Consider the following 25620-nt stretch of genomic DNA (forward strand, 5'->3'; position numbering starts at 1 on the left):
GTCTCAATTTAATTGGAAGTTAATATGAAAATAGAACATTACCAACGCTTAACCAAACAAGCCGTTGCATTAATTGAATCTGAAACCGATCTAATTGCAAATCTTGCAAATATTAGTTCATTATTATTCATGGAATTGGATAACTTGAATTGGGCGGGTTTCTATTTAATGAAGCAGGATCTAGCTAAGGAAAAAGACGAACTAGTACTGGGTCCATTCCAAGGTCAACCTGCGTGCGTTCGAATTCCGGTAGGGCGTGGTGTGTGTGGAACTGCGGTTGCGACAAACACAGTTCAGCGTATTCATGATGTGCATGAGTTCGAAGGTCACATCGCTTGTGACGCTGCAAGTAACTCAGAAATCGTTATTCCATTCTCTATCGATGGCAAAGTTGTGGGTGTTCTTGATATCGATAGTCCAAATATTGGTCGTTTTTCTCAAATTGATGAAGACGGATTGACATTTTTTATGGCCGAAGTGGAAAAGGTGCTTAATTCGCACGCGAACAAGGCATAAATTATTCTCTTACTGTGGTTTTTCCCAAGCATCTCTCTATAATACGTAAAAATATTTTCTTAATGCTCGCGGAAAACCGCAAAAACCAGGAACCCACATGGAAAACACTGAAAAGTTAAAAAACAGCAAAGAAGTTATCGCATATATTGCTGAATGTTTCCCTAAATGCTTTACTCTAGAAGGTGAAGCAAAACCACTTAAAATTGGTATTTTTCAAGATCTTGCTGAACGTCTAAATGAAGACGAAAAAGTAAGTAAGACTCAGCTTCGTGCAGCGTTAAGACAGTACACATCATCATGGCGTTACCTGCACGGCGTAAAAGCTGGCGCAGATCGTGTTGACCTAGACGGCAACACGTGTGGAACGTTAGAAGAAGAGCACGTTGAGCACGCTAAAGCTACACTTGCAGAAAGCAAAGCGAAAGTTCAGGCTCGTCGTAAAGAACAAGCACAGAAAGCTCGTGAAGAAGGCAAAGCGAAAGCTAAGGCGAAGAAAGCTCAACAGCCTCGTCGTCAAGCGCCTAAAGCACCGAAAGTAGAAAAGCCTGTAGAAACACGCGCTTTGAACGCTGACGAATTCATCGCTGGCAAAGAAGTAAATGTGAACATGGGTACAGGAAACATGGCTGCGACCATTGTTGAAATCAATAAGGAAGATGTGCGTGTTCAGTTAGCAAACGGCCTACAAATGGTTGTTAAAGCGGAGCACTTGCGCGCTTAAAGGAGATACTCCTACGCATGAAATGCCGTTCAAAATTGACACTGATTGCTGCTAGCTTTTGTCTAGCAGCTTCAGCTCAGGCTCTTGAAGCCAAATTAGATCAGGACGATTTACCTTTACTCGTTCCTGAGGCCCAACACGAAACTGCTAGTAAACGTGTTACTTCTCGATTTACTCGTTCTCACTATAAACACTTCAATCTCAACGATGATTTCTCTCAAGCTATCTTTAATCGTTATTTAGAGATGCTGGATTATAATCGTAATATCTTCACTCAAGCTGATATTGACTCTTTCTCCTCATCATCTGTTCAAATTGATGATCAGCTGAAAGCGGGTAATAACCAGATTGCTTTCGATGTTTATAATCTTTCTATGCAGAAGCGTTTTGAACGTTTTCAGTATGCGCTGTCTTTGCTAGACACTGAGATTAAGTTTGATACCGATGAAAGTATTGAGCTCAATCGCAATGAAGCGGAATGGCCGAAAGATATCGCCGAAGTGAATGAGCTTTGGAGGAAGCGTGTTAAATACGATGCGTTGAATCTAAAACTTACTGGTAAAGAATGGCCAGAGATTCAAGAAGTTTTGGAAAAGCGTTACAACAATGCGATGAAGCGTATCACGCAATCGCATAATGAAGATGCTTTCCAAATCTACATGAACGCATTTGCGCGTGAAGTTGATCCTCACACCAGCTACCTTTCTCCAAGAAATGCAGAGCAATTCCAATCAGAGATGAATCTATCTCTAGAAGGTATTGGTGCTGTACTTCAGATGACTGACGACTACACCGTTATTCGATCTCTCGTTGCTGGTGGCCCTGCGTCAAACAGCAAACAATTGAGCGACGGCGACCGTATTGTTGGCGTTGGTCAAGATGGCGAAGAGATTGTTGATGTTATCGGCTGGCGTTTAGACGATGTAGTGCAATTAATTAAAGGACCGAAAGGGACCAAAGTTAAGCTACAGATCTTGCCAGATGGTAAAGATGCAAAAAGTCACGTTGTCACAATTGTGCGCGATAAGATTCGTTTAGAAGACCGCGCTGTTAAATCAGAAGTTATCGAGAAAGATGGCAAGAAGATTGGTGTACTCGAAGTACCAAGTTTCTATGTTGGTCTTTCTAAAGATACAGACAAACTGATCACTGAGCTTAAAGGGCAAGGTGTTGAAGGCATTATTGTTGATCTGAGAAACAACGGTGGTGGTGCACTCACTGAAGCAACTGAACTCTCTGGTTTGTTTATCAAAGAGGGACCCGTTGTTCAGGTGCGTGATAGCTACGGTCGTGTCAAAGTGAACAGTGATACTGATGGCGAAATTAGTTACCAAGGTCCACTAACGGTATTGGTCAATCGCTACAGTGCTTCAGCCTCTGAGATCTTTGCGGCAGCGATGCAAGATTACGGTCGTGCAATCATCCTTGGCGAAAACTCTTTCGGTAAAGGAACGGTGCAACAACATCGCTCTTTGAATCATATCTATGATTTATTCGATAAAGAGTTGGGCTACGTTCAATACACAATCCAGAAATTCTATCGAATCAATGGTGGCAGTACGCAAAACAAAGGTGTAGTGCCTGATATTGCTTATCCAACGCCAATTGATCCTGCTGATACTGGTGAAAGTGTTGAAGATAATGCTCTGCCTTGGGACAGTATTGATAAAGCAAATTATTCAGTGTTACAGCGTAACGATGAAGAAATAATTGCTTTGACTGCCCAACATCAAGCTCGCATTGCTACTGACATGGAATTCGGCTTTATCGCGCAAGATATTGAAAAATATAAGGCAGATAAAGACGATAACGACCTTTCTTTGAATGAAAAGGTACGTCAGCAAGAGAGCGATGATGCGGATACGCTTCGTCTAGATCGTATCAACCAACGTCAAAAAGCCGCTAAATTAGAGGCATTTAAAACGTTAGATGATATTCCTAAAGACTATGAAGCCCCGGATGCTTATCTTGATGAGTCTGTTGCTATCATGCTGGATATGATCAAGAAATAGAGCAAATACCTGTTAAAAGGTGATTGTTTAAAGATGCACAATTTAAAAAGCGGGCCTAGGCTCGCTTTTTTTGTGTCTATGATTTGACAGGAATACCTGATTGTAACCGTTGAGATTGTCGCAAAGAACATTCAATACTCAGGGTCATTTAGCTCTATTTTGCGTCGAACAATGACATTTAAGTTACTTTGCACTTAAAATTTAGTGACTTGGATCATATTTTTTCGCTTTCTAATCATTACGTGCCTAAGCTTAAAGAAAACGAGGGGGTGCGTATGAAATGGATTCTACTATTTTTATCTTGTTTAAGTTTTGTTGCTTTTGGGAGTGAGGTAGCAGCTTCGAGCGATCAACAATCAAAAAGTGATAGCAATCTATCTCATTTTGACCTTCCTCTGTTGCTTGGTGATTGGTATTTGATGAACCCAGATCCTGAGCAAGGTACTGAAAACTTTAGAGCAATCAAACTGACTCTCGACTCAAACTACTCTTTCTCCATTGATATTCAGAAGAAAGACTACAGTGTCGACCATTGGGAAGGTTTGTATAACGCCAATGAAGACACGATTATTTTGGGATTAAATACTTCTGAGCCTCAGGTTTACGCTTACAGCAGTAATCACAATATGCTGAACCTTAACGGTGTTATGTTCACCAAAGCCTTGCCCAACGCCCTGGCAGGAATATGGTCAAGTGCCGAACTGTCCGGAAGCGATTTGCGTGCCAGTAACATTCAAAAAATGGATTTAGTGCTTCAGCCTGACTTTATCTTCATGTTCCGAGTGTCCGATGAAGAAGGGGGTGAAGTGATTCGTCGCGGAGTGTATTACACCGAAGGCGACCAATTAGTATTGCTGTATGAAAATGGCGAACACGGTACTCGTTACACACTGAACAGTGATGTGTTGACGCTTCAAGGTGAAGAAGGAGACATGTTTGCGGTGCTCAATCGCATTCGTTAAGCTCTATATCTCGCCGTAAAGTCGGGCTCGTTGATAATATGGTTCACAGTTCATTTCTTAGCCGTTCCTGTCTGATTTGATTGATAAAATAGCAAAACATGGAGGCATTTTCCTACAATGCCTCCTTTTTTCAATAATCCTCTTGTGTTCTTGGCGCTCAACCTTTAGATATATACAGTTAAAAAATAATTACGTATAACGATCAAAAGGAACCCGTCATGGCACATACACCTCAAGCCAAGTATCGTAAAGATTATCAATCACCATCTCACACTATTTCTGAAATCGATCTTACTTTCGATTTGTACGATTCGGCATCTATCATTACCGCTGTTTCTAGTGTTAAGCAGGAGAAAGAAAGCTCGACATTAGTACTTGATGGTGAAGGCTTGAAGTTGGTGTCTGTTTTGGTAGAAGGCACGAAGTGGACGCAGTATGAGCAGTCTGAAACTCTACTTACTCTGAATGACCTTCCGAAAGAATTTACGCTAACGATCGTGACTGAAGTCGACCCTGAAGGGAACAGCGCGCTTGAAGGCCTGTACAAATCAGGTGGTGCATTCTGTACTCAATGTGAAGCGGAAGGTTTCCGTCGTATTACTTATTATATGGATCGCCCAGATGTGTTGGCGAAATTCACGACAACGGTCATCGCAGACAAAGCCGAAAACCCATTCTTATTAAGTAATGGTAACCGTTTAGATGAAGGCAAAGCTGAAAATGGTCGTCACTGGGTGAAATGGCAAGACCCACACCCAAAACCTGCGTACCTGTTTGCTTTAGTTGCGGGTGACTTCGATGTACTTCGTGACGTGTATACAACGCAGTCAGGTCGTAATGTCGATCTAGAAATCTTTGTCGACAAAGGTAACCTCGACCGCGCAAACCACGCGATGGTTTCTTTGATTAACTCAATGAAGTGGGACGAAGAGCGTTTCAATCTTGAGTATGACTTAGACATCTACATGATCGTGGCCGTTGATTTCTTCAACATGGGCGCGATGGAAAACAAAGGCCTGAACGTATTCAACTCTAAGTTTGTTTTAGCAAATGACCAAACAGCAACTGATACAGATTACCTAGGTATTGAAGCCGTCATTGGCCATGAATATTTCCATAACTGGACTGGTAACCGAGTCACTTGTCGCGATTGGTTCCAGTTAAGCTTGAAAGAAGGTTTAACGGTATTCCGTGACCAAGAGTTCTCTTCTGATCTTGGCTCTCGCGCAGTAAACCGTATCAACAATGTTCGTATTATCCGTGGGCCACAATTCGCTGAAGATACGAGCCCAATGTCTCACCCAATTCGCCCAGAAAAAGTGATAGAAATGAACAACTTCTACACATTGACGGTGTACGAAAAGGGCAGTGAAGTGATCCGAATGATCCACACATTGTTGGGTGAGGAAGGTTTCCAAAAAGGCATGAAGCTGTACTTTGAACGTCACGATGGCACGGCGGCAACATGTGAAGACTTCGTAGCGGCAATGGAAGATGCATCGGGTGTTGATCTGTCTCAGTTCCGTTTATGGTACAGCCAGTCTGGTACGCCGACGCTTTCTGTTGAAAGCCACTACGATGCAGAGAAAAAAGAGTACACGTTAACGACTCGCCAAGTAACAGCGCCAACTCATGAGCAAACCGAAAAGCAGGCTCTGCATATTCCACTAGATATCGAGCTATACACAGCGTCGGGTGATGTGATTGAGTTACAATGTAACGGTCAGCCAGTTCACAATGTATTAGATGTGAAAGAAGCAGAACAAACGTTTGTGTTTGAAAACGTTTCAGATCAACCGATCCCATCGCTACTTCGTGAATTCTCTGCGCCAGTGAAATTGGAATACGATTATTCAGATGAAGAGCTGATCTTCCTGATGGTGAATGCTCGCAATGAGTTCTCTCGTTGGGATGCGGGTCAAATGCTATTGGCTAAGTACATCCGCAGTAACGTTGAGAAGGTTCAACAAGGTCAAGAGTTTGAACTTTCAGCTTCTGTTGTTGATGCATTCCGTGGCGTACTGCTTAGTGATTCTTTAGAGCCAGCGTTTATTGCTGAGATGCTTTCTCTACCAAGTCATAATGAAGTGTCTGGTTGGTATGAGCGTGTCGATATCGATGCTGTTGCATCTGTATTGAAAGCGATGAAAGTGACGCTAGCGAAAGAACTCGAAGATGAACTTGCTGCGGTTTACCACAGTCACGCATTAACAGAATACACGATCGACCATGATTCAATTGGTAAGCGAACTCTGCGTAAAGTTTGTCTAAGTTACTTGGCTCATACTGAAAAGGGTAATGACTTGGTTGTCGCTATGTACCAGCAAGCAAACAACATGACAGACACCATGGCAGCAATGGGCGCGGCGAACAGTGCACAACTCCCATGTCGTGAAACTTTAATGGCGGATTACAGCGATAAGTGGAAACACGATGGCCTTGTCATGGACAAGTGGTTTGCTCTTCAAGGAACGAACCCAAGTTCAAACGCACTTGAAGTGATCAAGGCGTCTATGTCACACCAAGCGTTTAGTTTGAAAAACCCGAACCGTACTCGTAACTTGGTCGGTTCATTCTTAAACATGAACCCGGTTCAATTCCACGACAAGTCAGGACAAGGTTATGCGTTTGCTGGCGAGATCCTACGTGAGCTGAACAGCAGCAACCCGCAAGTGGCTTCGCGCTTGATTGACCCGCTGCTTAAGTTCCGTAAGTACGACGATGCCCGCCAAGCTCTGATCAGAAAAGAACTTGAGACGTTAAAGAACATGGACAACTTAGCAAAAGACTTGTTTGAGAAAGTGACGAAAGCACTAGAGGCTTAAGCTCGCGCTCATTCACGTAACTGTTTGTTAATAAGCGGTTTGCTAATAAGCGGCTTGCTAACAAACGGTTTATTAATAACAAAAAGTCATCAGTGGTAGAGAATATCTGCCACTGATTTTTTTTGTTTCTGGGTCATCGAATTTTCGATAAGCTAGAGCAGTTTCAAGCTCAGTTGTACAGTCAGGCATCGTTAAGTGCCAAAAAACACTGGTACTGTATATTTACACAGGTATTGTATGAATCGCTATATTTTCCAACTTAACATCTCATATCAGCAGTTTTTGGCCAGCTATTCTGGTGCGGCAAGTAAAGTCCAAGTGATAACGACCACTGGATTACGCCTACAGTTACCTGCAACTCGGTTCAGACCTTTTCTTACACAAATAGGGGTTAGAGGGCAGTTTAGACTGACAACTGACCAAAAAAATAAGTTTATTAAGTTGGAAGCTCTGTAAACCTTGGCGTGCCTAGTGAGTTAAAAGGAATCTTAATCACATAATCAAACATTTCACCTCTTACCACCTCCAAAACAATTAACTATTTCTCAATAATGCTTTTACAATAAATGAATGCATTACCTTTGCTTAACTCGTTAGTAGAAAAGAGCTCAACGGCTCAATTCAAACACCAGCTTAAGTAAGCCCCCTAATAATAAAATATAATTCTAATTGTGGAGTGTGACTATGACCGCACGTGAAACTGTGGTTCCAGTTTTACTTGAAAAAGTGTACAAACTGATTCAAGACAAACTTGACCTTGCTCATCGACCTCTCGTAACTCAACTTGCTCAACACTTGTTTAGTAACGTTTCTCACGACGACCTGACTCAGAGAAACGAATCCGATTTATACGGTGCTGTAGTTAGCTTATGGCATCACATCAATGAAAAGAAAGCCGACGAAATTTCTGTCCGTGTTTTTAACCCGACAGTAAGTCGCCAAGGCTGGCAATCTACTCACACTATCGTTGAGATAGTGGTACCAGATAGCCCATTCCTCGTTGACTCTGTAAAAATGGCATTAACTCGCCTCGACCTCTCTTCTCACCTTATGCTTCACAACCCAACACAAATCTCCCGTTCTGATAAGGGAAGTGTTGTTGGTGTCAGCAACAATGAAGGTGCATTCCAATCGCTTTTCCATATTGAGGTTGACCGTCTTAGCAGCAAAGCTGAAATGACAGCGCTTAAAACAGAGCTGCTGGATATTTTTACCGATACTGGCCTTGTGGTTAATGACTGGCTACAAATGGTAGAAAGACTTGAAGAAGTCACCAATCAAGTTGAACAGCAAAAAGAGACGATTCCAGTCGATGGCCAGCGCTTTGATGAAACTCTGGCTTTCCTTCGTTGGTTAGGCGAGCACAACTTTACGTTTATGGGCTACAAGGAATATGACCTTGTTTCTGTAAATGGCGACACGGAACTACAACCTACCAAGGAGCAAGGCCTTGGTTTGTTCGCAAATTCAGATCGTGTACGCAACGTTAAGCTGTCTGAGTTTTCAGACTCGGCACGCTTAGAAGCGAAAAAACCGTATGTATTGATCGTAACCAAGGGCAACACGGCTTCACGTATTCACCGCCCAGCTTACAATGATTACATCGGTATCAAAAAGTTTGATAAAAACGGCAAGGTCATTGGTGAGCACCGCTTTACGGGTCTTTACACTTCTGCCGTTTATAACCAAACCGTTGAAACCATTCCTCTAGTTCGCGAGAAAGTTGAGCGTATCTTAGATGCAAGTGGTTACCGCAAGGGTTCATACTCTTATAAAGCACTGCACAATATTCTAGAAAACTATCCGCGTGATGAACTGCTTCAAGCTCGAGAAGAAGAGCTACTTGAAGTGGGTACGGGCGTTGTACAAATGCAGGATCGCGATCTTCTGCGTTTGTTCGTTCGCAAAGACCCGTTTGGCCGTTTCTTCAGCTGTATGGTTTACGTAACAAAAGATCGTTACAACACCGAGCTTCGTCGTCAAACCCAGCGCATCTTGAAGCAATACTTTGGCTGCGAAGAAGAAGTTGAATTCACGACGTACTTCTCTGAAAGCCCACTGGCAAGAACGCACTATATTGTTCGTGTTGATAACAACAACATGGATGTGGACGTGAAAACAATTGAGCAAAATTTAATGGAAGTATCGTCTACGTGGGATGACCGCCTGTCTGAATCAATCGTTGCTAACTTCGGTGAGAGCAAAGGTCTTCCGTTATCGAAAGAATACATGCGTGCATTCCCACGTTCGTACAAAGAAGACATGATGCCTGGTTCTGCTGTTGCAGACATCGAGCGTCTAGAAGCACTAAGTGAAGACAACAAACTTGGCATGCTTTTCTACCGACCTCAAGAAGAAGCGGCAGACTCTAAAGCTGTTCGTTTGAAATTGTTCTACCACAGTGATGAGCCGATTCATCTGTCTGATGTTATGCCAATGCTTGAAAACTTTGGTCTGCGCGTTATTGGTGAATCACCTTATGAAGTGCGCAAGACCAATGGAGTGACTTATTGGATCCTTGATTTCTCGATGCTGCATAAGAGTGACAAGACGATTGATCTTCGTGAAGCTCGCGATCTATTCCAACAAGCCTTTGCTGCGATTTGGGCGGGTGAGTTAGACAGCGATGGCTTCAACCGCTTAGTGCTGGGTGCTGGCCTTTCTGGACGTGAAATTTCAATCTTACGTGCATATGCGCGTTACATGCGCCAAGTTGGTTTCCCATTCAGCCAACAATACATTGAAGACACATTGTCTCATTACCCAGATCTAGCGAAAGGGTTAGTGAGCTTATTCGGCAAGCGTTTTGATCCTAAATTGAAGGGCAGCGCGAAAGGCCAACAAGATCTTATTAAGAAGATCACTGAACAGTTGGATCATGTAGAAAGCTTGGATGATGATCGTATCATTCGTCGCTACATGGAAATGATCACAGCAACGCTTCGTACTAACTACTATCAGTTAGACGACAACAACAAACAATCTAAACCTTGGTTGGCTCTGAAAATGAGACCAAGCGAGATCCCAGATATCCCAGCGCCAGTTCCTGCGTTTGAGATCTTCGTTTACGCACCAGACATTGAAGGTGTGCATCTACGTGGCGGTAAAGTCGCTCGTGGTGGTTTACGTTGGTCAGATCGTCAAGAGGATTTCCGTACTGAGATTCTAGGCCTAGTTAAAGCACAACAAGTTAAGAACACAGTAATTGTACCGGTTGGTGCAAAAGGTGGTTTCGTTTGTAAGCGTCAGCACATGATGTCTGGCCGTGATGAGATCTTCGCTGAAGGTCAACGTTGTTATAAACGTTTCATCCGTGCACTACTAGACGTATCAGACAACATCATTGAAGGCGAGGTTATCCCACCGAAGAGTGTTGTTCGTCACGATGAAGATGATCCGTACTTGGTTGTTGCTGCCGATAAAGGTACAGCAACGTTCTCAGATCTCGCAAACTCAGTATCTGACGAATACAACTTCTGGTTAGGCGATGCATTTGCCTCTGGTGGTTCTAACGGTTACGACCATAAAGCGATGGGTATTACCGCGAAAGGTGGTTGGGAATCCGTTAAGCGTCACTTCCGTGAAATGGGCATCAACTGTCAAACAACGGACTTCACCGCTATTGGTGTAGGTGATATGGCGGGCGATGTGTTTGGTAACGGCATGCTGTTGTCTAAGCATATTCGTATGCAAGCTGCGTTTAACCACATGCATATCTTCATCGATCCGAATCCAGAATCAGCATCAAGCTGGGTAGAGCGTGAGCGCTTGTTTAATCTACCTCGCTCAAGCTGGGAAGATTACAACAAAGATCTTATCTCTCAAGGTGGTGGCATCTTCTCTCGTCGAGCGAAGTCTATCTCTTTGACGCCTGAAATTCAGAAAATGCTAGGTACTAAGAAAGCATCAATGGCACCAAATGACTTGATCAAAGCGATCTTGTCTATGCAGGTTGATCTTCTTTGGAATGGCGGTATCGGTACATACGTTAAGTCTTCAAACGAGACTCATACTGATGTTGGTGACCGTGCAAATGACGTGCTTCGTATCGATGGCCGTGACCTGAAAGCTAAGGTTGTTGGTGAAGGCGGTAACTTGGGTATGACTCAATTGGGTCGTATTGAATACGCGCTGACGGGTGGCCGAGTTAATACCGACTTTGTTGATAACGTTGGTGGTGTTGACTGCTCGGATAATGAAGTAAACATTAAGATCTTCTTGAATGGTTTGGTGTCTAATGGTGATCTAACCGTTAAGCAGCGTAACCAAGTGCTTGAATCGATGGAAGATGAAGTGGGTGAAATCGTACTAGACGACGCATATTGCCAAGCTGAGTCTATTTCGGTTACTGAGCATCAAGGTGTTGGCTTAGTCAAAGAGCAAATCCGCTTCATCCATACTATGGAAAAAGCAGGGTACTTGGATCGTGGTTTGGAATACATCCCAGATGACGAAACACTGCTTGAGCGTGAGAAGCAGGGCCAAGGTTTAACAAGACCAGAGCTTTCTGTACTTGTCGCTTACGGTAAAATGGTACTTAAAGAAGATCTTGTTAGTGATGATATCGCTAATGATGAATTCCATGCTCAACAGCTTATGCAATACTTCCCAACAGCGTTACGTCGTAACTATTCTCAGCATATGGATAACCATCCACTACGCTCTGAAATCATTGCGACGGCGCTGGCTAACCAAATGGTTAACGAAATGGGTTGTAACTTCGTTACTCGTCTGCAAGAAGAGACGGGCGCAAACATTGTTGATATTGCAAATGCTTACGCGGCATCACGTGAAATCTACGGTCTTGGCCATGTTCTGAAGAGCATCCGTGAACTGGATAATGTTTCAAGTTCTGAAGCTCAGTATGAATTGATTTACCATGTTCGCCGCACACTTCGTCGCTTGGCGCGTTGGTTGTTAAGAAACCGTACAGGTAAACAGTCAGTGAAAGCATTGATTGAACTTTACCAAGGCGATGTTCTTACTATCACGGAGAAACTGGATGAAAACCTAGTGGCTTCTGAAGTAGAAGAGCATAACGCAATGGCACAGTTATGGATTGACCAAGGCGTAAACGCTGAGTTGGCTAATTCAGTTGCGCGTTTGTCTAGCTTGTACTCAGCACTGGATATATCCACAGTGGCTCGTGAAACAGGTAAAACAGTACAACAAGCGTCTAAGCTTTACTTCAATCTTGGCGATCGCTTGTCTTTGCACTGGTTCTTGAAGCAAATCAATGGTCAAGCAGTAGACAACAATTGGCAAGCGCTGGCACGTGCAGCATTCAGAGAAGATCTGGATTGGCAGCAACGTCAGCTAACTGGCCAAGTGCTTAACTGCGGTTGTGCTTCAGATATCGATGTGATTAAAGCGCTTGATGACTGGATGGAAAGTAACTCGGTTTCTCTGCATCGTTGGGAAAGCATCTTGAACGAATTCAAAGTGGGTTCGGTTCATGAGTTTGCTAAGTTCTCAGTAGCACTACGTGAATTGATGCTATTGAATCTAAACTGCATGTCAACAGACTAGCGACTAGATAAAAACGAAAAGAAACAAGGGCAGGCCATTAGGTCTGCCTTTTTCGTTTGGCTGATTCATGAATGACGTGTCCAATTATTTCGTTGAGCCACTTATGCTTGGTCAAGTTAGCTTATCCTTAGTCGAGTTAATCTATGCTCGTTATATGAATGATAGTCAAATAGGCTGTTCGCGACAGGAAACGGTAACGTTTGCTTAATAATAAACCTCATTCGTTAGCAAACTCGATTATCTTACCCTTACAGACAGTAATAGATTGAATAGTTGGGTAAATAAGTAAATAATATCGCCCCGTTTACACGGCGCTTTTTTCTATCGGAGGCACAATGCTTTACCGTCTAGCCAGAACTGGCTTTTTTCAACTTGATGCCGAAAAGGCTCATGATCTTGCAATTCAAAATTTCAAACGCTTCACTGGCACACCTATTGATCTTTTGTATCGCCAACAATTACCTCACCGACCTGTAGAGTGCATGGGTCTTACTTTTAAAAACCCAGTTGGCCTTGCTGCCGGCCTAGACAAAAACGGCGAATGTATTGATGCATTTGGCGCAATGGGTTTTGGTTTTGTAGAAGTAGGGACTGTTACTCCTCGTCCACAAGCAGGTAATGACAAACCACGTCTGTTCCGTCTTGTTGAAGCCGAAGGTATTATCAATCGCATGGGCTTTAACAACCTAGGCGTAGATAACCTAATTGAGAATGTTAAGAAGTCTAACTATGACGGCATCTTAGGTATCAATATTGGTAAGAACAAAGACACGCCAATTGAAAAGGGCGCAGAAGATTACATTATCTGTATGGAGAAAGTTTACCAATACGCGGGTTACATTGCGGTAAATATCTCTTCACCAAATACTCCAGGACTTCGTTCGCTACAATACGGCGAAGCACTTGATGATCTGTTGTCTGAACTAAAAACCAAGCAATCTGAATTAGAAGCGAAGCATGGCAAATATGTCCCGCTTGCTCTTAAGATCGCTCCGGATCTAAGTGATGACGAAATCAGCCAGATTTGCGAATCATTGATCAAAAATAAGATCGATGGTGTGATCGCAACCAACACGACATTGGATCGCAGTATCGTTGAAGGCATGAAGCATTGCGACGAAGCGGGTGGCCTAAGCGGACGTCCAGTTCAATCTCGCAGTACTGAAGTTGTTCGTAAACTTCACCAAGAACTTGGTGACACATTACCAATCATTGGGGTAGGTGGCGTTGACTCGTATGTTGCTGCAAAAGAGAAAATGATGGCGGGCGCGAAGCTTGTACAAGTTTACTCTGGTTTCATCTACAAAGGTCCAGGCCTTGTAGGCGACATCGTCAAAAATCTATAGTTCGTAAAAACGATCTTAGTCCAAAGACTACAATCCGGCATCGTCTTACTAAAAGAGACACTGTAACTCACTGAGTTGTAGAGAAAAGCGATAAGAAAGAGGAATTCATTTCCTCTTTTTTTTTGCCTATCGCACAGTAAAATTACTGTAATTGAAGGTAATTTTGCGTTTTACCTAATGGAATGGTTCAACAGTGTGAGACGAAATGATGCTTAAACCTAGCGATACATGGAGTTGGTATTACGATGAGCAGCAATGTTCATTGATGCTAAACCTCGGAGAGGATATGATTTTTAAAACGAATCTGGTCCGCAATAAGCTGGTGGACTGCGCTTTTAAAGATAATGAATTCACTGTTGATGATGCATCTTCCTACCAAACCTTCAAAGAACAAATTTCTGGCTTAGAACTGTCTGAGCCACGACAAGCAGAGCTTGCACTTTATTGTGTGGCTGCAAAGCGTTTCCATAAGCCTGTACAGCCTAAAAGCTGGTTCTTCGACTCACAAGGCGCTGGCCATGAATATCCTCAAGAAGGGGATATTGTACAAATGAATAACGAGCATAGCCTTGGTTACTTCATTGTATTAGAAGTAGGAGAGTGTGCGAGCCTATGCGCATTTGTAGACTTAGAAGAGTTCCTCTTAACGCCTTCAAAAGGTTTACGCTTTGGAGACTCGATTAAAGTCATGCACGATAGAATGACTGATGCAAATGCCATCCTTCATCAAACGCATATTGCTATGGTGGGTTAACCTCTAATCTCTAATCTCTAATCTCTAATCTAGAGCATCACTAGAGCATTATTTCGACCAACCATCGCTACGAATAAACCAGTAATACCTTCCCCATAATCGGCTTAATAGCCGATTTTTTTGTGCCTAAAAAAGCCTATCTCAATAAATACGACGTAGTTCATTCATTTGAATGACGTTGTTCACTTATTTAATTTGTAAAAAACGTATCTTTTTTAACCTAAATTTAGACCGATTCTCTCATTATCGATAGCGGTTTTCCTCTGTTTATTCCCTGTTTGGGGTCTTTTGTTGCTAAATTTCAACCTAAATTTCAGTCTGGTATATACCAATTTAAGGGTGAATATAAATGCACTTAATGATTTAAGCCTATCGATGAGTGTTATTTCTGTAAGATTGAGAGTTGTTGTGTTGTAAGGGAGTGCGGGTAAGCGATCGCTTCATGACTGACCATTTGCTAAGCAGTTAGTAGAAAGATTCAATGAAAAGACGAGTTTAGTGTGATGCTCTAATAGCAAATTCAGGTATAATCGAGCTCATTTTTATCAATAAAAGAACACTATGAATCAATATCTAGCGGTTACCTCAAATGGCCTTGAGAATTTATTAGTTGAAGAACTAACCCAACTAGGGATTACAAACGCAAAACCTGTTCAAGCAGGTGTTAAATTCAAAGCCACCAATGAGCAAATTTATCGTTGTTGTTTGTGGAGCCGTTTGGCTTCTCGATTTGTACGTGTCCTTTCAGAATTCACTTGTATGGATGACATGGATCTTTACCTATCGACCACTGCGGTTAACTGGGTAAATCAATTCCATAGCACTAAGCGTTTCGTTGTTGACTTCAATGGCACGAACAACGAAATCCGTAATAGCCAATACGGTGCGATGAAAGTAAAAGATGCCGTTGTAGATTGCTTCGAGAAGAAGTCTTTACCGCGCCCATCTATTAGCAAAGAAAATCCAGATATTCGTATTCACGTTCGTCTGCATCGTGACAAAGCGATTCTTGGTGTGGATATGGTAGGCAGTGGCCTTCATCAACGTGGCTACCGTCCAGAATCAGGTCGCGCACCACTGCGTGAAACTCTTGCTGCAGCGATTCTTCTTCGTAGTGGTTGGGATGCAACGAAACCTTTCCTAGACCCTATGTGTGGTTCAGGTACGTTAGTGATTGAAGCGGCGATGATGGCTGCAAACATGGCACCTGGTGTGAAACGTCAGAAATGGTGTTTTGAATCATTAGAAGATTTCGAACCAGAGCTTTGGGCTGAAGTGAAAGCAGAAGCGAACGTTCAAGGCCGTCGTGGCGTTAAGAAAGTAGAATGTAAGTTCTTCGGTTATGACAACGACGAACGCATGATCAAAACGGCGCGTGACAATGCACGTCGTGCTGGCGTTGAAGAGTTGATTGAATTCGAAGTAGGTGACGCAGCAAAGCTTAAACGCCCTGCAGAGTTCAATGATGGTGTGATTGTGTCAAACCCTCCTTATGGTGAGCGTTTAGGTACAGAGCCGGGCTTGATTGCACTGTACACAGCATTTGGTGCTCAACTGAAGGCTGAGTTTGGCGGCTGCAACGCGTCTATCTTCTCAAGTTCTGATGAATTACTTAGCTGCTTGCGTATGCGTGCAGACAAACAGTTCAAACTGAATAACGGTGCGTTACCGTGTCACCAGAAAAACTACTCAATTTCAGACCGTCCTATGTCTGAGCGTCCAACTGGCGAGCAAGAACAGTTGATTGCACCTGATTTCGCGAACCGTCTTAAAAAGAACATCGGCAAGATCGGTAAGTGGGCTAAGAAAGAGCAACTAGATTGCTACCGTATCTACGATGCTGACTTACCAGAATACAATGTAGCGATTGACGTATACCCCGGTCACCTTGTGATTCAAGAATACGCAGCACCTAAAGATGTGCCGGAAGATAAAGCTAAGCGTCGTTTAACCGATATCATCCGCGCTTCTATTCAAGTGACTGGCGTTGAAGCAAACAACGTAGTGCTTAAGGTTCGTCAGAAGCAGAAGGGTCGTTCTCAATACCAGAAGATGGCTCAAGACTCTTCTAACCTAGAAGTAAACGAATACGGCGTTAAGTTGATTGTTAACCTTCATGACTATCTAGATACAGGCTTGTTCTTAGATCATAAGATCACTCGTCGCCGTATTGGTGAGATGGCTGGTGGTAAAGACTTCTTGAACCTGTTTGCTTACACAGGCAGCGCTTCTGTTCATGCTGCAGTAGGTGGCGCTCGCTCTACAACGACTGTTGATATGTCGAACACGTATCTTGAGTGGGCAAAAGAGAACATGGAACTGAACGGCCGTGTTGGTCGTCAACATCAATTTGTTCAAGCTGACTGCTTACAATGGTTGGCGAAAGAGCAAGGATCTTACGACTTGATCTTTATTGATCCGCCAACATTCTCAAACTCTAAGCGTATGGATAAATCTTTTGATGTTCAACGTGACCACATCCAGTTGATGGAAGATTTAAAGCGTCTTCTAAGAGAAGAAGGCACGATTGTGTTCTCTAACAACAAGCGTCATTTCAAGATGGATATGGAAGGTCTGGAAGAGCTGGGTCTTAAAGCTCAGAATATCTCGTCTAAGACGTTGCCTCTGGATTTCTCTCGCAACAAGCACATTCATAACTGCTGGTTGATTACTCATAAGTAATTAAGAGATTGTATAAGGATATATAGTGCTGACTCTCTACAGTACAGAAGGGTGCCATCTATGTGAGATGGCATTCAAACTCACGGAACAGCTGAATATAAGTCATCAGATCAATGTGGTGGATATCGCATTGGATGATGAGCTCTTCTCCCGTTACGGGGTCACTATTCCGGTACTCAAATTTGAAAGCTCTGACTTGTCTAAACACTCAGAGCTTAACTGGCCTTTTGGCTTGTTAGAACTTAACGATTGGTTAAAGAAGAATGGCATTACTTACAATTCATAATGGGCAATTAGCGTTTGGCGATCACCCATTATTAGATGGTGCGGATTTCGCACTGCAAGAAAACGAACGTGTGTGTTTGGTTGGCCGTAATGGTGCAGGCAAATCAACGTTGATGAAGATTTTGTCTGGCAACATCATCATGGATGACGGCAAGATGCAGATTACACAAGATGTGGTTGTATCTCGTCTAGAGCAAGATCCACCGCGTAATGAGCAAGGTTCTGTTTACGAATACGTCTCGGGTGGTTTAGCTGAGGTAGGTGAGTTGCTTAAGGAATACCACAACTTACTTGATGTGATTGCAGAAGATCCTAGCGAGAAAAATTTAAATCGCCTTACTCGCGTTCAAGAAAAATTGGATCATGCCAATGCGTGGCGTTTTGAAGATCGCGTAAGTAATGTTCTTGCTGCACTTAAACTCACAGCAAATACTAAACTGACGGAACTGTCAGGTGGTTGGCAACGTAAAGCCGCACTTGCACGTGCGCTTGTATGTGACCCAGATGTATTACTGCTTGATGAGCCTACCAACCACTTAGACGTAGCAACGATCGAATGGTTAGAAGCTTTCTTAAAAGACTTCCGTGGTTCAATCATCTTTATCTCGCATGACCGTGCTTTTATTAAATCAATGGCAACACGCATTGTCGACCTTGACCGTGGCAAGCTAAGTTCTTTCCCTGGTGACTACGACAACTACTTGCTAGAGAAAGAAGAAGCGCTACGTGTTGAAGAGATGCAAAACGCAGAATTTGACAAAAAGCTAGCGCAAGAAGAAGTTTGGATTCGTCAAGGCATCAAAGCGCGTCGTACGCGTAATGAAGGCCGTGTTCGTGCTCTTAAAAAGCTTCGTGAAGAGCGTCAAGATCGTCGTGAAGTACAAGGTAAAGCGAATATCCAAATCGATACGTCTGCACGTTCAGGTAAAATCGTATTTGAAGCAGAGAACCTTAACTTTGCATTTGAAGGCAAAGAGATCGTTACAGACTTTAGCTTCAACATCATGCGCGGTGATCGCATCGCACTTATCGGGCCAAATGGCTGTGGTAAGAGTACGGTGCTTAAACTGCTTCTTGATCAACTTAAACCCGATTCAGGTCGCTTGCATTGCGGTACTAAGCTGGAAGTGGCTTACTTCGACCAATACCGTGAAATTCTAGACCCTGAGAAGTCGGTGATTGATAACCTGGCTGATGGTAAGCAAGAAGTAACCGTAGGCGGACGTGAGCGTCATGCACTGAGCTACTTACAAGATTTCTTGTTCTCTCCTAAACGTGCTCGTACTCCAGTTAAAGCACTGTCTGGTGGCGAGAAAAACCGATTGTTATTGGCTCGTATTTTCCTTAAATCGAATAACTTGTTGATTCTCGATGAGCCTACCAATGATTTAGATATCGAAACATTGGAACTTTTAGAAGATTTGCTTGCCAACTATGAGGGTACGTTACTTCTCGTGAGCCACGATCGTCAGTTCGTTGATAATACGGTAATGACGAGTTGGATATTTGAAGGTAACGGTGTAGTTGAAGAGTTTGTTGGTGGTTACCATGATGCTCAGAAGCAAAGAGCACAAGCACTTGAGTATCGTCAGGTTGAAAAGCCAGCAAAGACTGAAAAAGTTGTTGAGGAAACTCCCAAAACTGCGCCAGTTAAAACTAAACCTAAGAAGTTATCGTATAAGCTACAACGAGAACTAGAAGCGCTACCAATGCGTTTAGAAGAATTGGAAACTCAAATTGAAACTCTTCAGGAAGAAGTCAACGATCCAAGCTTCTTTTCAAAATCTGTAGAGCAGACACAACCAGTATTAGATAAGCTATCTGCAGTAGAGCAGGAGCTTGAAGTTGCTTTTGAGCGCTGGGAAGAGCTCGAGGCACTACAACAGGAAAGTTAAGAAGTAATAATGACTTGTACTAAATTTAAATTAACAACAGTTGCAGCCCTAGTTTTGGCTGCAACTAATGCCAACGCTGCGCTTTACAAGGTAGTTGAAGTAACGCCTTCTATTACTGGTGCATCTGAAATATTTGGTGTTGCGATTCAGCCTGGTAAAGCTGTAAACGTTAACGCAGTATTGCCAACATTACCTGATGATGAGTTACCTCTAGGTTGCTTTGATTCTAATGCAACTAATTGTGCGGATAGTACATTTAAACTTGCTGGCGAAACTCGCGATACTCTTGAAGCTGTTAGTTATCGTGAAGAAGTTCCTTTCGCAATGGATGCTCTATTCCAATACATTCAAGATCGTGACGATTTCGAAAATTACTGTTACGGAGAGCTGGGATATTCTACATGTGAAAGTTGGGCAGATAATCGCTGGTACGATACTTGGAATAAGGAAAGAAACGACCTTACTTACGTTAACGCTAAAGCATTTGTTGAAGGTGGTGCGACATTTGAAGACCGCAATACGGTTATTAATTCCCTTTATGTGAACGATGCATTAGACGTTGAGCCTTTAGGTGTTAAATCTAAAGATGGGATCCGTAATAATGCCCTTCATACTGAGTCAATAGCTCCAGCTGGTTCTTCGGAAACCCGTGCGTGGCGTGCAATAAAAGCGAGTAACGGCAAAGTTTATAATGTAGGTAGTGTCTCTGAAGAGTTTGCTCCGACAGGTACATCTGAACCAGATAAGGCGTTTGCTTCTAAAGCGGCAATTTGGGATGGTACTACAACAAAAGAAATTGATTGGATCAGAGGTGGTAATGCTCAAGAAGATGACTACTTTGCCCAAGGTAGCATGAGATCTATTACGATCGGACAAACATCAGCTCAGCCGTCAGTAGATATCTTCTATGGTGTTGGCTATAACACCGCAGACGGTAACGGCAGCCGACAAGACATGAATGCAAGTGTTTTTGTGAGTGATTCACTAGAACTTGATACTGCTAAATGGACGACTAAACAGATTAGCGGTGCGGAAGTTAATTCAGGCTCAAATAACGATGATGCTAGATACAGTAACTCTGTAGCTACTGATATTAACGATAACTTGTTCGCTGTTGGTTATTCTAAACGTAATGGTTACGTGCCAGAGAGTGGTAGTGCAGGTAACAAGATTTTTGTTGTTACTGACGCGAGAAATCCAACTGCGACATATTTATCTGGTGGCATCTTCTTTGGTGGCGCGAGCGGTGAAGCTAAAGCGGTCAATAACTTCAATGAGTTTGTTGGCCAGATTGATGCGGAAACGACTCGTGAAGTCGAGGGTAGTGAGCGTAGACATCGTGGTTTTATTTACCCGTATCAAGCAACCGGCACTGATGTATCAAGAATTGCGTTGTTTGAGAGCAAAGCTTGGTGGTTAGATGATCTAACAAATGACGGCAACGTGTCTGGAGAGAACAACAAGTTCCGAATCATCGATGCTACTGACATTAACGATGCTGGTGTAATTTCTGCTACTGCGATCAAATGTACCGTTGGTGGCACGACTCAACCATACGATACTACGTCTCACAATTCATATTGTGGTGGCGCGGCGTCTAACGCGGTAGAACAGGTTGTAGCCGTTAAACTGGTTCCAATTGCTGGTGCTACTAAAGATGATATTCAAACTCGTAGCACCGATACTGAGAAAGTCGATCGTCAAGGTGGTAGCCTAGGTTGGTTAACTTTGACTATGCTTGGTCTGTTAGGGTTCCGCAGAAAATTTAAATAATTTTATCTCTTGAGCCCGAGTTCACAATTCTGAACTCGGGCTTTTTTTCGCCTTGAGAAAAGTGCAAAAGTGGTCGATTCTTAAAGTTGGAGTCAACAAAACTCCACGAAGTTGTAATCATTGTATGTTAGTAAACGAACACCCGTATGAGGACTGCACTATGAAGAGACAAAAGCGTGATCGCCTAGAACGAGCACAATCTCAAGGTTACAAAGCTGGTTTAAACGGCAGGTCACAAGAAGCTTGCCCATACAGCCAAATGGATTCTAAATCGTATTGGTTAGGTGGTTGGCGTGATGCCAAAGATGATAAGCATTCAGGTCTCTATAAGTAGATAGGGCGAACATATTCAAAGGTCAAGGCTCCATGTTGTATAACAGCTGGAGCCTTGTTAGTTTCTGAGAACCATACAAGGTCTTATAAACCGAGAGCTGGCTGATTAGAAAGTGATTTAAGTTGTTTCGCTGGTGGATATATAATTGATGAGAGTTACTTAGTTATATCCTAATGCACTATAACTAAATGTGTTGGAATAAAAATAAAGCAACCATTGGCTGCTTTATTAAAAATCTAACTATTAGATTAGAATGCTGATGTGTCTTGGAAAAGACCAACTTTCAAATCTTTAGCAACATAGATCTCTTTACCATCAACAAGAACGCGACCGTCTGCAAGGCCCATTACTAGGCGACGGTTAACAACACGCTTCATGTGAATTTCGTAAGTTACTTTTTTAGCCGTAGGTAAGATTTGGCCAGTGAATTTAACTTCACCAACACCTAGAGCACGGCCTTTTCCTTTGCCGCCAACCCAACCAAGGTAGAAGCCAACAAGCTGCCACATTGCATCAAGGCCTAGACAACCAGGCATTACTGGGTCGCCAGGGAAGTGACAGTCGAAGAACCATAGGTCAGGAGTAATATCCAGTTCAGCAAGAATCAAACCTTTACCGAAATCACCTTCAGTCTCAGACATTTTAGTGATGCGATCCATCATCAACATGTTCGGTGCTGGTAGTTGAGGACCTTCTGGCCATAGTTCGCCTTGGCTTGATGCTAGAAGATCTTCGCGAGTGTAAGAATCACGTTTGTTTTGCATTATCAATTACTCCGATTTTTGATAGGTGCATATTAGTGAACAGGTGTACGCTAAACAAGTCCGATCAGTACTAGACAAACCAGTTTTTAATGCGTCCAACGATTCCAATAGGGTGCTCATGTCTTTCAAAGTTTTCAATACGTTCCGCGATTTTACTCAGAACGCTTTCTTGTTCTTCGTCCCTAAATGGTGCGTTCATAATAAGAGGAATCGCTTCATCTACATTAGACACAGACCAGATATGAAACTCTTTGTTTTTGATGCTTTCAATTAGGTCTGGCTTCAGAGCAAGGTGTCTTAAGTTAGATCTTGGAAGGATCACACCTTGTTCGCCAGTTAGCCCGTTGTGTTTACACACATGGTAGAAGCCTTCGATTTTCTCGTTTAGCCCACCAACGGCTTGTACACGGCCGAATTGGTCGACAGCACCGGTTACCGCTATTTGTTGATTGATAGGGTATTCCGACAAAGCACTTACCAGAGAGCAAAGTTCAGCAAGGGAAGCGCTATCGCCATCAACTTCGCAGTATGATTGCTCAAACACAACAGAAGCAGCATATGGCAACGGGTCTTCTAAGTTTAGCGAGCTACTTAAAAATGCTTGCATGATCATCATGCCTTTCGCATGAAGATTACCACCAAGTTCGGCTTTGCGCTCAACATCTGCAATATCACCATCACCAAAGTGAATAACACATGAAATTCGTGCAGGTTCACCATACGATATTGGGTGCCCCGGTACATCGATAACAGTCAGGCCATTAACTTGGCCTACTTGTTCACCTTCAGTTTCGATTATGACTTGGCCATCTCGAATATCATCGAGAGCACGTTCAGGAAGGTAAGACTCGCGGTTGTATTTGTGTTGTTGAGCTTGCTGAATATGGTGAATATCAATGTCACCATTGTCCGCTTCAACTAAAGCTTCGCTCAATAGCGCATTGTGCCAAATAGGGCATAAAGGGATATAGCTCTGATCTTCAGTCTCACGCGCGCCAGCGGTAAGAATCCCAATTAGTGCCTGTTGCGTAATGTATGGGAGGTTATAACGTTGCTGAAGCCATCTTAGATACCCAAGATATTGGGTCAAAGTATCGTGTGAAAGCTTGATATCTTGTTCTATTTCACTGAATAGACAAAACCCTGTTTGAATATCGCCATCTAGATAGTCCAGATCACCAAGTTGAGCGCGGTCTCCGACAACAATCAACTTAATGTTGTATGTCAGTGCAGCGATAGGCGTTTGATTTAGATGCTCTGGAAAACTGCTAATTGGTTCGACTGCTTCACCGAGAAGTGCGGATTTCAATAACAACCAACTTCCTGGATTTGCAAGGATCAGATTCGCTGAGACAACGAGGTAACCATTGTTCGCTCTAGAAAGTAGACCTGGCTTTGTCGCTACAATTTCACCATTTTTAGACTGAACTTGGTCAAATAAAGTGGCTGCATTTAAAGATTCGGTTTTTATAACAGGCTGAGCATCGTCTTTTAATTCTGTCGTCAAAGATTCAACGATAAGTTGACGATAGATTGAGTTGTCAGGCGCATTAACAAGTAGAACTCGTGAAAGATTGGATAGGCGTACAAAACGGGTTAGCGCATCTCTAAATCTATGTTGAATATCTGAGAATGTGAAAGGAGAGATGTCAGGGAATTGCTCTAGTTGAGCGCTATATTCATCGTACTGAGGCGTTACATGTCGCCAATCTACTTGAGTCATTTAAATGTCTGATTATGATAATAAGGTAGGGAGTATATAGAAAAACCGAGGACTCATATAGGTCTATGTTGTAGTTACTAAACACTAAGCTAATATAAGTATGATCTTGGTCTATTCTTTCAAGACAATAATTGTTAAGTGACCTATTATGGGTTACGCTGTCACTAGGTTAACTCTCGAGATTAGACATGAAATATCAGCAGCTTGAAAATTTAGAATGTGGTTGGAAATGGAACTACTTGGTAAAAAAATGGAAAGAAGGTGATTCGATCACTTGCCATATAGATTCAAGTGAAGCTGATGTTGCCGTGAAAGCTTTGTTGGAGCTAGAACACCAACCTACAGGGGTTCTTGAGTGGATCTCAAATAACATGTCGCCTGAGCTTGATAACAAACTCAAGCAAGCGATCAGAGCCAAACGTAAGCGCCATTTCAACGCTGAGCAAGTTCATACTAAAAAGAAGTCTATCGATCTTGATTATCGAGTCTGGGAGAAGTTATCTCAACGAGCAAACGAACTCGGTTGTACGTTATCTGATGCGATAGAGTATTTGGTTAGCGAAGCGTCTCGAAGTGAGCAGGCCAGCAAGACAGTTACTAGCCTTAAAGAAGATTTGAGTAAGCTCCTTTCTGACGATAAATAACCGTCAACAGTAGTGGTGACATTATGATGTATGTAATCTTAATTGGTGCAGCGTTGGTTTTTTGGTTAGTCGCAGTTGATCGGCCGGTATTGAAAATCAAATTTAGTGACGGGGCGATCGAGCAAGTTAAAGGTCATCTTCCACCGAGCTTTAAGCACAACCTTCAAGAAATTGGCCACAATAATTCCTTCAAGGGTGAGTTGAAAGTGTATGCGAAGCGCTCTGGTTACAATCTCAAATTTACTAAAGATGTACCTAAAAGCGTTCAACAACGTATTCGTAACGTATTTCCGCATAATGGATTTAAATCCAAAGGTTCAAAGAAAGCGTAATTGTCGAGAATTACGCGTTATCTGGTAAAACGTCATACTTAGTTAATTCTTCATCCCCCTTAACTGTAAGCATACTGTTCTCACCCCCAATAAAGAGAGAGCAGTATGAGATATCTAATATTCTTGTCGTGTTTTTTATCCCCATTCGTTTTTGCCGACGATGCATTGGTTAACCCCGTAGCCAAAAAAATCAAAGCCACAGTGCTGAAAGGGCTCAATAAGAGTAATATTGATTTTGATGGCTATTGCGACCTGATGATAGAAATGAAGCACTTTAAAGGTTATGCCAGAATTAAAAAGGTTAGGGCATCTGGCGATAGCAAAGCATGCAAACAAGCTAAAAAGCACTTACCGAGGAAGAAAAAGTTCAAATACAGCTTTCCTGAAAAGTACATCCGCCTCCATATCACATAATAATCCGATGTCATGCACTATAACTAAATAACCTTAATTTTATTGAAACAATTACGTGAACCAATCTCTAATTTCTATTAATATTAGTTTTATTATAAAGGCAGGATAT

The 25620-nt window shown here is 42.7% G+C and carries 19 protein-coding genes; 17 read left to right on the top strand and 2 right to left on the bottom strand.

Going from position 1 to position 25620, the window contains the following annotated elements; genetic code table 11:
• Positions 1-24 precede the first annotated feature (24 nt).
• The 14 genes from AACU28_RS15805 to rmf all read left to right on the top strand — a co-directional run bounded on the left by AACU28_RS15805 (position 25) and on the right by rmf (position 21634).
• Positions 25-516 carry a GAF domain-containing protein gene (locus AACU28_RS15805; RefSeq protein ID WP_004733640.1) on the top strand — a complete coding sequence of 164 codons (492 nt, stop codon included), beginning with the start codon at positions 25-27 and terminating at the stop codon, positions 514-516.
• 97 nt (positions 517-613) lie between these two features.
• A complete protein-coding gene (gene proQ / locus AACU28_RS15810) occupies positions 614-1237 on the top strand; it encodes an RNA chaperone ProQ (RefSeq protein ID WP_004733641.1) in 624 nt (207 codons plus the stop codon).
• Positions 1238-1254: 17 nt separating this feature from the next.
• Complete coding sequence (gene prc, locus AACU28_RS15815; protein WP_004733642.1) at positions 1255-3249, top strand: carboxy terminal-processing peptidase; 1995 nt, start codon at positions 1255-1257, stop codon at positions 3247-3249.
• Between the two features lie 275 nt (positions 3250-3524).
• The gene (locus AACU28_RS15820) at positions 3525-4211 is read left to right on the top strand and encodes a hypothetical protein (protein ID WP_054547714.1); all 687 of its coding nucleotides are present in this window, start codon (positions 3525-3527) and stop codon (positions 4209-4211) included.
• A gap of 218 nt (positions 4212-4429) precedes the next feature.
• The gene (pepN, locus tag AACU28_RS15825) at positions 4430-7036 is read left to right on the top strand and encodes an aminopeptidase N (RefSeq protein ID WP_121603206.1); all 2607 of its coding nucleotides are present in this window, start codon (positions 4430-4432) and stop codon (positions 7034-7036) included.
• 237 nt (positions 7037-7273) lie between these two features.
• Entirely contained in the window at positions 7274-7492 is a 219-nt protein-coding gene (locus AACU28_RS15830; RefSeq protein WP_004733645.1) for a DUF2835 domain-containing protein, read from the top strand.
• Positions 7493-7720: 228 nt separating this feature from the next.
• Positions 7721-12565: an NAD-glutamate dehydrogenase gene (locus tag AACU28_RS15835; RefSeq protein WP_121603207.1), complete on the top strand. Its 4845-nt coding sequence runs from the start codon at positions 7721-7723 to the stop codon at positions 12563-12565.
• A gap of 335 nt (positions 12566-12900) precedes the next feature.
• A complete protein-coding gene (gene pyrD, locus AACU28_RS15840; RefSeq protein ID WP_017082214.1) occupies positions 12901-13911 on the top strand; it encodes a quinone-dependent dihydroorotate dehydrogenase in 1011 nt (336 codons plus the stop codon).
• A 205-nt stretch (positions 13912-14116) separates the two neighbouring features.
• Entirely contained in the window at positions 14117-14665 is a 549-nt protein-coding gene (locus AACU28_RS15845; RefSeq protein WP_004733648.1) for a cell division protein ZapC, read from the top strand.
• A 561-nt stretch (positions 14666-15226) separates the two neighbouring features.
• Entirely contained in the window at positions 15227-17347 is a 2121-nt protein-coding gene (gene rlmKL / locus AACU28_RS15850) for a bifunctional 23S rRNA (guanine(2069)-N(7))-methyltransferase RlmK/23S rRNA (guanine(2445)-N(2))-methyltransferase RlmL (protein ID WP_121603208.1), read from the top strand.
• A 25-nt stretch (positions 17348-17372) separates the two neighbouring features.
• Positions 17373-17633, top strand: coding sequence for a glutaredoxin family protein (locus AACU28_RS15855; protein WP_017077217.1), 261 nt, complete (start codon positions 17373-17375; stop codon positions 17631-17633).
• Positions 17611-19527 carry an ABC transporter ATP-binding protein gene (locus AACU28_RS15860; protein ID WP_017088511.1) on the top strand — a complete coding sequence of 639 codons (1917 nt, stop codon included), beginning with the start codon at positions 17611-17613 and terminating at the stop codon, positions 19525-19527. Before AACU28_RS15855 ends, AACU28_RS15860 begins: the two co-directional genes overlap by 23 nt.
• Positions 19528-19536: 9 nt before the next feature.
• Positions 19537-21300, top strand: a complete 1764-nt coding sequence (locus AACU28_RS15865) for a DUF3466 family protein (RefSeq protein WP_121603209.1) — start codon at positions 19537-19539, stop codon at positions 21298-21300.
• 160 nt (positions 21301-21460) lie between these two features.
• Positions 21461-21634 (top strand): ribosome modulation factor, encoded by a 174-nt coding sequence (rmf, locus tag AACU28_RS15870; protein ID WP_017074275.1) that lies wholly within the window; start codon positions 21461-21463, stop codon positions 21632-21634.
• Positions 21635-21882: 248 nt separating this feature from the next.
• Here rmf and fabA read toward each other — a convergent pair whose 3' ends face one another.
• Both fabA and AACU28_RS15880 read right to left on the bottom strand, forming a co-directional pair.
• Complete coding sequence (fabA, locus tag AACU28_RS15875) at positions 21883-22398, bottom strand: bifunctional 3-hydroxydecanoyl-ACP dehydratase/trans-2-decenoyl-ACP isomerase (protein ID WP_010440782.1); 516 nt, start codon at positions 22396-22398, stop codon at positions 21883-21885.
• A 70-nt stretch (positions 22399-22468) separates the two neighbouring features.
• Complete coding sequence (locus AACU28_RS15880) at positions 22469-24121, bottom strand: AAA family ATPase (RefSeq protein WP_054542642.1); 1653 nt, start codon at positions 24119-24121, stop codon at positions 22469-22471.
• 188 nt (positions 24122-24309) lie between these two features.
• Here AACU28_RS15880 and matP point away from each other — a divergent pair, with 188 nt between their 5' ends.
• The 3 genes from matP to AACU28_RS15895 all read left to right on the top strand — a co-directional run bounded on the left by matP (position 24310) and on the right by AACU28_RS15895 (position 25511).
• Positions 24310-24765 (top strand): macrodomain Ter protein MatP, encoded by a 456-nt coding sequence (matP, locus tag AACU28_RS15885; protein ID WP_004733655.1) that lies wholly within the window; start codon positions 24310-24312, stop codon positions 24763-24765.
• Between the two features lie 23 nt (positions 24766-24788).
• A complete protein-coding gene (locus tag AACU28_RS15890) occupies positions 24789-25097 on the top strand; it encodes a DUF3634 family protein (RefSeq protein WP_017082208.1) in 309 nt (102 codons plus the stop codon).
• Positions 25098-25202: 105 nt separating this feature from the next.
• Entirely contained in the window at positions 25203-25511 is a 309-nt protein-coding gene (locus AACU28_RS15895) for a hypothetical protein (RefSeq protein ID WP_108093245.1), read from the top strand.
• Positions 25512-25620 lie beyond the last annotated feature (109 nt).

The organism is Vibrio sp. SBT000027 (assembly GCF_963894355.1).
GTDB lineage: Bacteria > Pseudomonadota > Gammaproteobacteria > Enterobacterales > Vibrionaceae > Vibrio > Vibrio splendidus.

What these genes read in the sequence shown, in the direction of transcription:
- AACU28_RS15805 (WP_004733640.1), top strand. Translation starts at nt 25, where the DNA reads ATGAAAATAGAACATTACCAACGCTTAACCAAACAAGCCGTTGCATTA.
- proQ (WP_004733641.1), top strand. Translation starts at nt 614, where the DNA reads ATGGAAAACACTGAAAAGTTAAAAAACAGCAAAGAAGTTATCGCATAT.
- prc (WP_004733642.1), top strand. Translation starts at nt 1,255, where the DNA reads ATGAAATGCCGTTCAAAATTGACACTGATTGCTGCTAGCTTTTGTCTA.
- AACU28_RS15820 (WP_054547714.1), top strand. Translation starts at nt 3,525, where the DNA reads ATGAAATGGATTCTACTATTTTTATCTTGTTTAAGTTTTGTTGCTTTT.
- pepN (WP_121603206.1), top strand. Translation starts at nt 4,430, where the DNA reads ATGGCACATACACCTCAAGCCAAGTATCGTAAAGATTATCAATCACCA.
- AACU28_RS15830 (WP_004733645.1), top strand. Translation starts at nt 7,274, where the DNA reads ATGAATCGCTATATTTTCCAACTTAACATCTCATATCAGCAGTTTTTG.
- AACU28_RS15835 (WP_121603207.1), top strand. Translation starts at nt 7,721, where the DNA reads ATGACCGCACGTGAAACTGTGGTTCCAGTTTTACTTGAAAAAGTGTAC.
- pyrD (WP_017082214.1), top strand. Translation starts at nt 12,901, where the DNA reads ATGCTTTACCGTCTAGCCAGAACTGGCTTTTTTCAACTTGATGCCGAA.
- AACU28_RS15845 (WP_004733648.1), top strand. Translation starts at nt 14,117, where the DNA reads ATGATGCTTAAACCTAGCGATACATGGAGTTGGTATTACGATGAGCAG.
- rlmKL (WP_121603208.1), top strand. Translation starts at nt 15,227, where the DNA reads ATGAATCAATATCTAGCGGTTACCTCAAATGGCCTTGAGAATTTATTA.
- AACU28_RS15860 (WP_017088511.1), top strand. Translation starts at nt 17,611, where the DNA reads ATGGCATTACTTACAATTCATAATGGGCAATTAGCGTTTGGCGATCAC.
- AACU28_RS15865 (WP_121603209.1), top strand. Translation starts at nt 19,537, where the DNA reads ATGACTTGTACTAAATTTAAATTAACAACAGTTGCAGCCCTAGTTTTG.
- rmf (WP_017074275.1), top strand. Translation starts at nt 21,461, where the DNA reads ATGAAGAGACAAAAGCGTGATCGCCTAGAACGAGCACAATCTCAAGGT.
- fabA (WP_010440782.1), bottom strand. Translation starts at nt 22,398, where the DNA reads ATGCAAAACAAACGTGATTCTTACACTCGCGAAGATCTTCTAGCATCA.
- AACU28_RS15880 (WP_054542642.1), bottom strand. Translation starts at nt 24,121, where the DNA reads ATGACTCAAGTAGATTGGCGACATGTAACGCCTCAGTACGATGAATAT.
- matP (WP_004733655.1), top strand. Translation starts at nt 24,310, where the DNA reads ATGAAATATCAGCAGCTTGAAAATTTAGAATGTGGTTGGAAATGGAAC.
- AACU28_RS15890 (WP_017082208.1), top strand. Translation starts at nt 24,789, where the DNA reads ATGATGTATGTAATCTTAATTGGTGCAGCGTTGGTTTTTTGGTTAGTC.
- AACU28_RS15895 (WP_108093245.1), top strand. Translation starts at nt 25,203, where the DNA reads ATGAGATATCTAATATTCTTGTCGTGTTTTTTATCCCCATTCGTTTTT.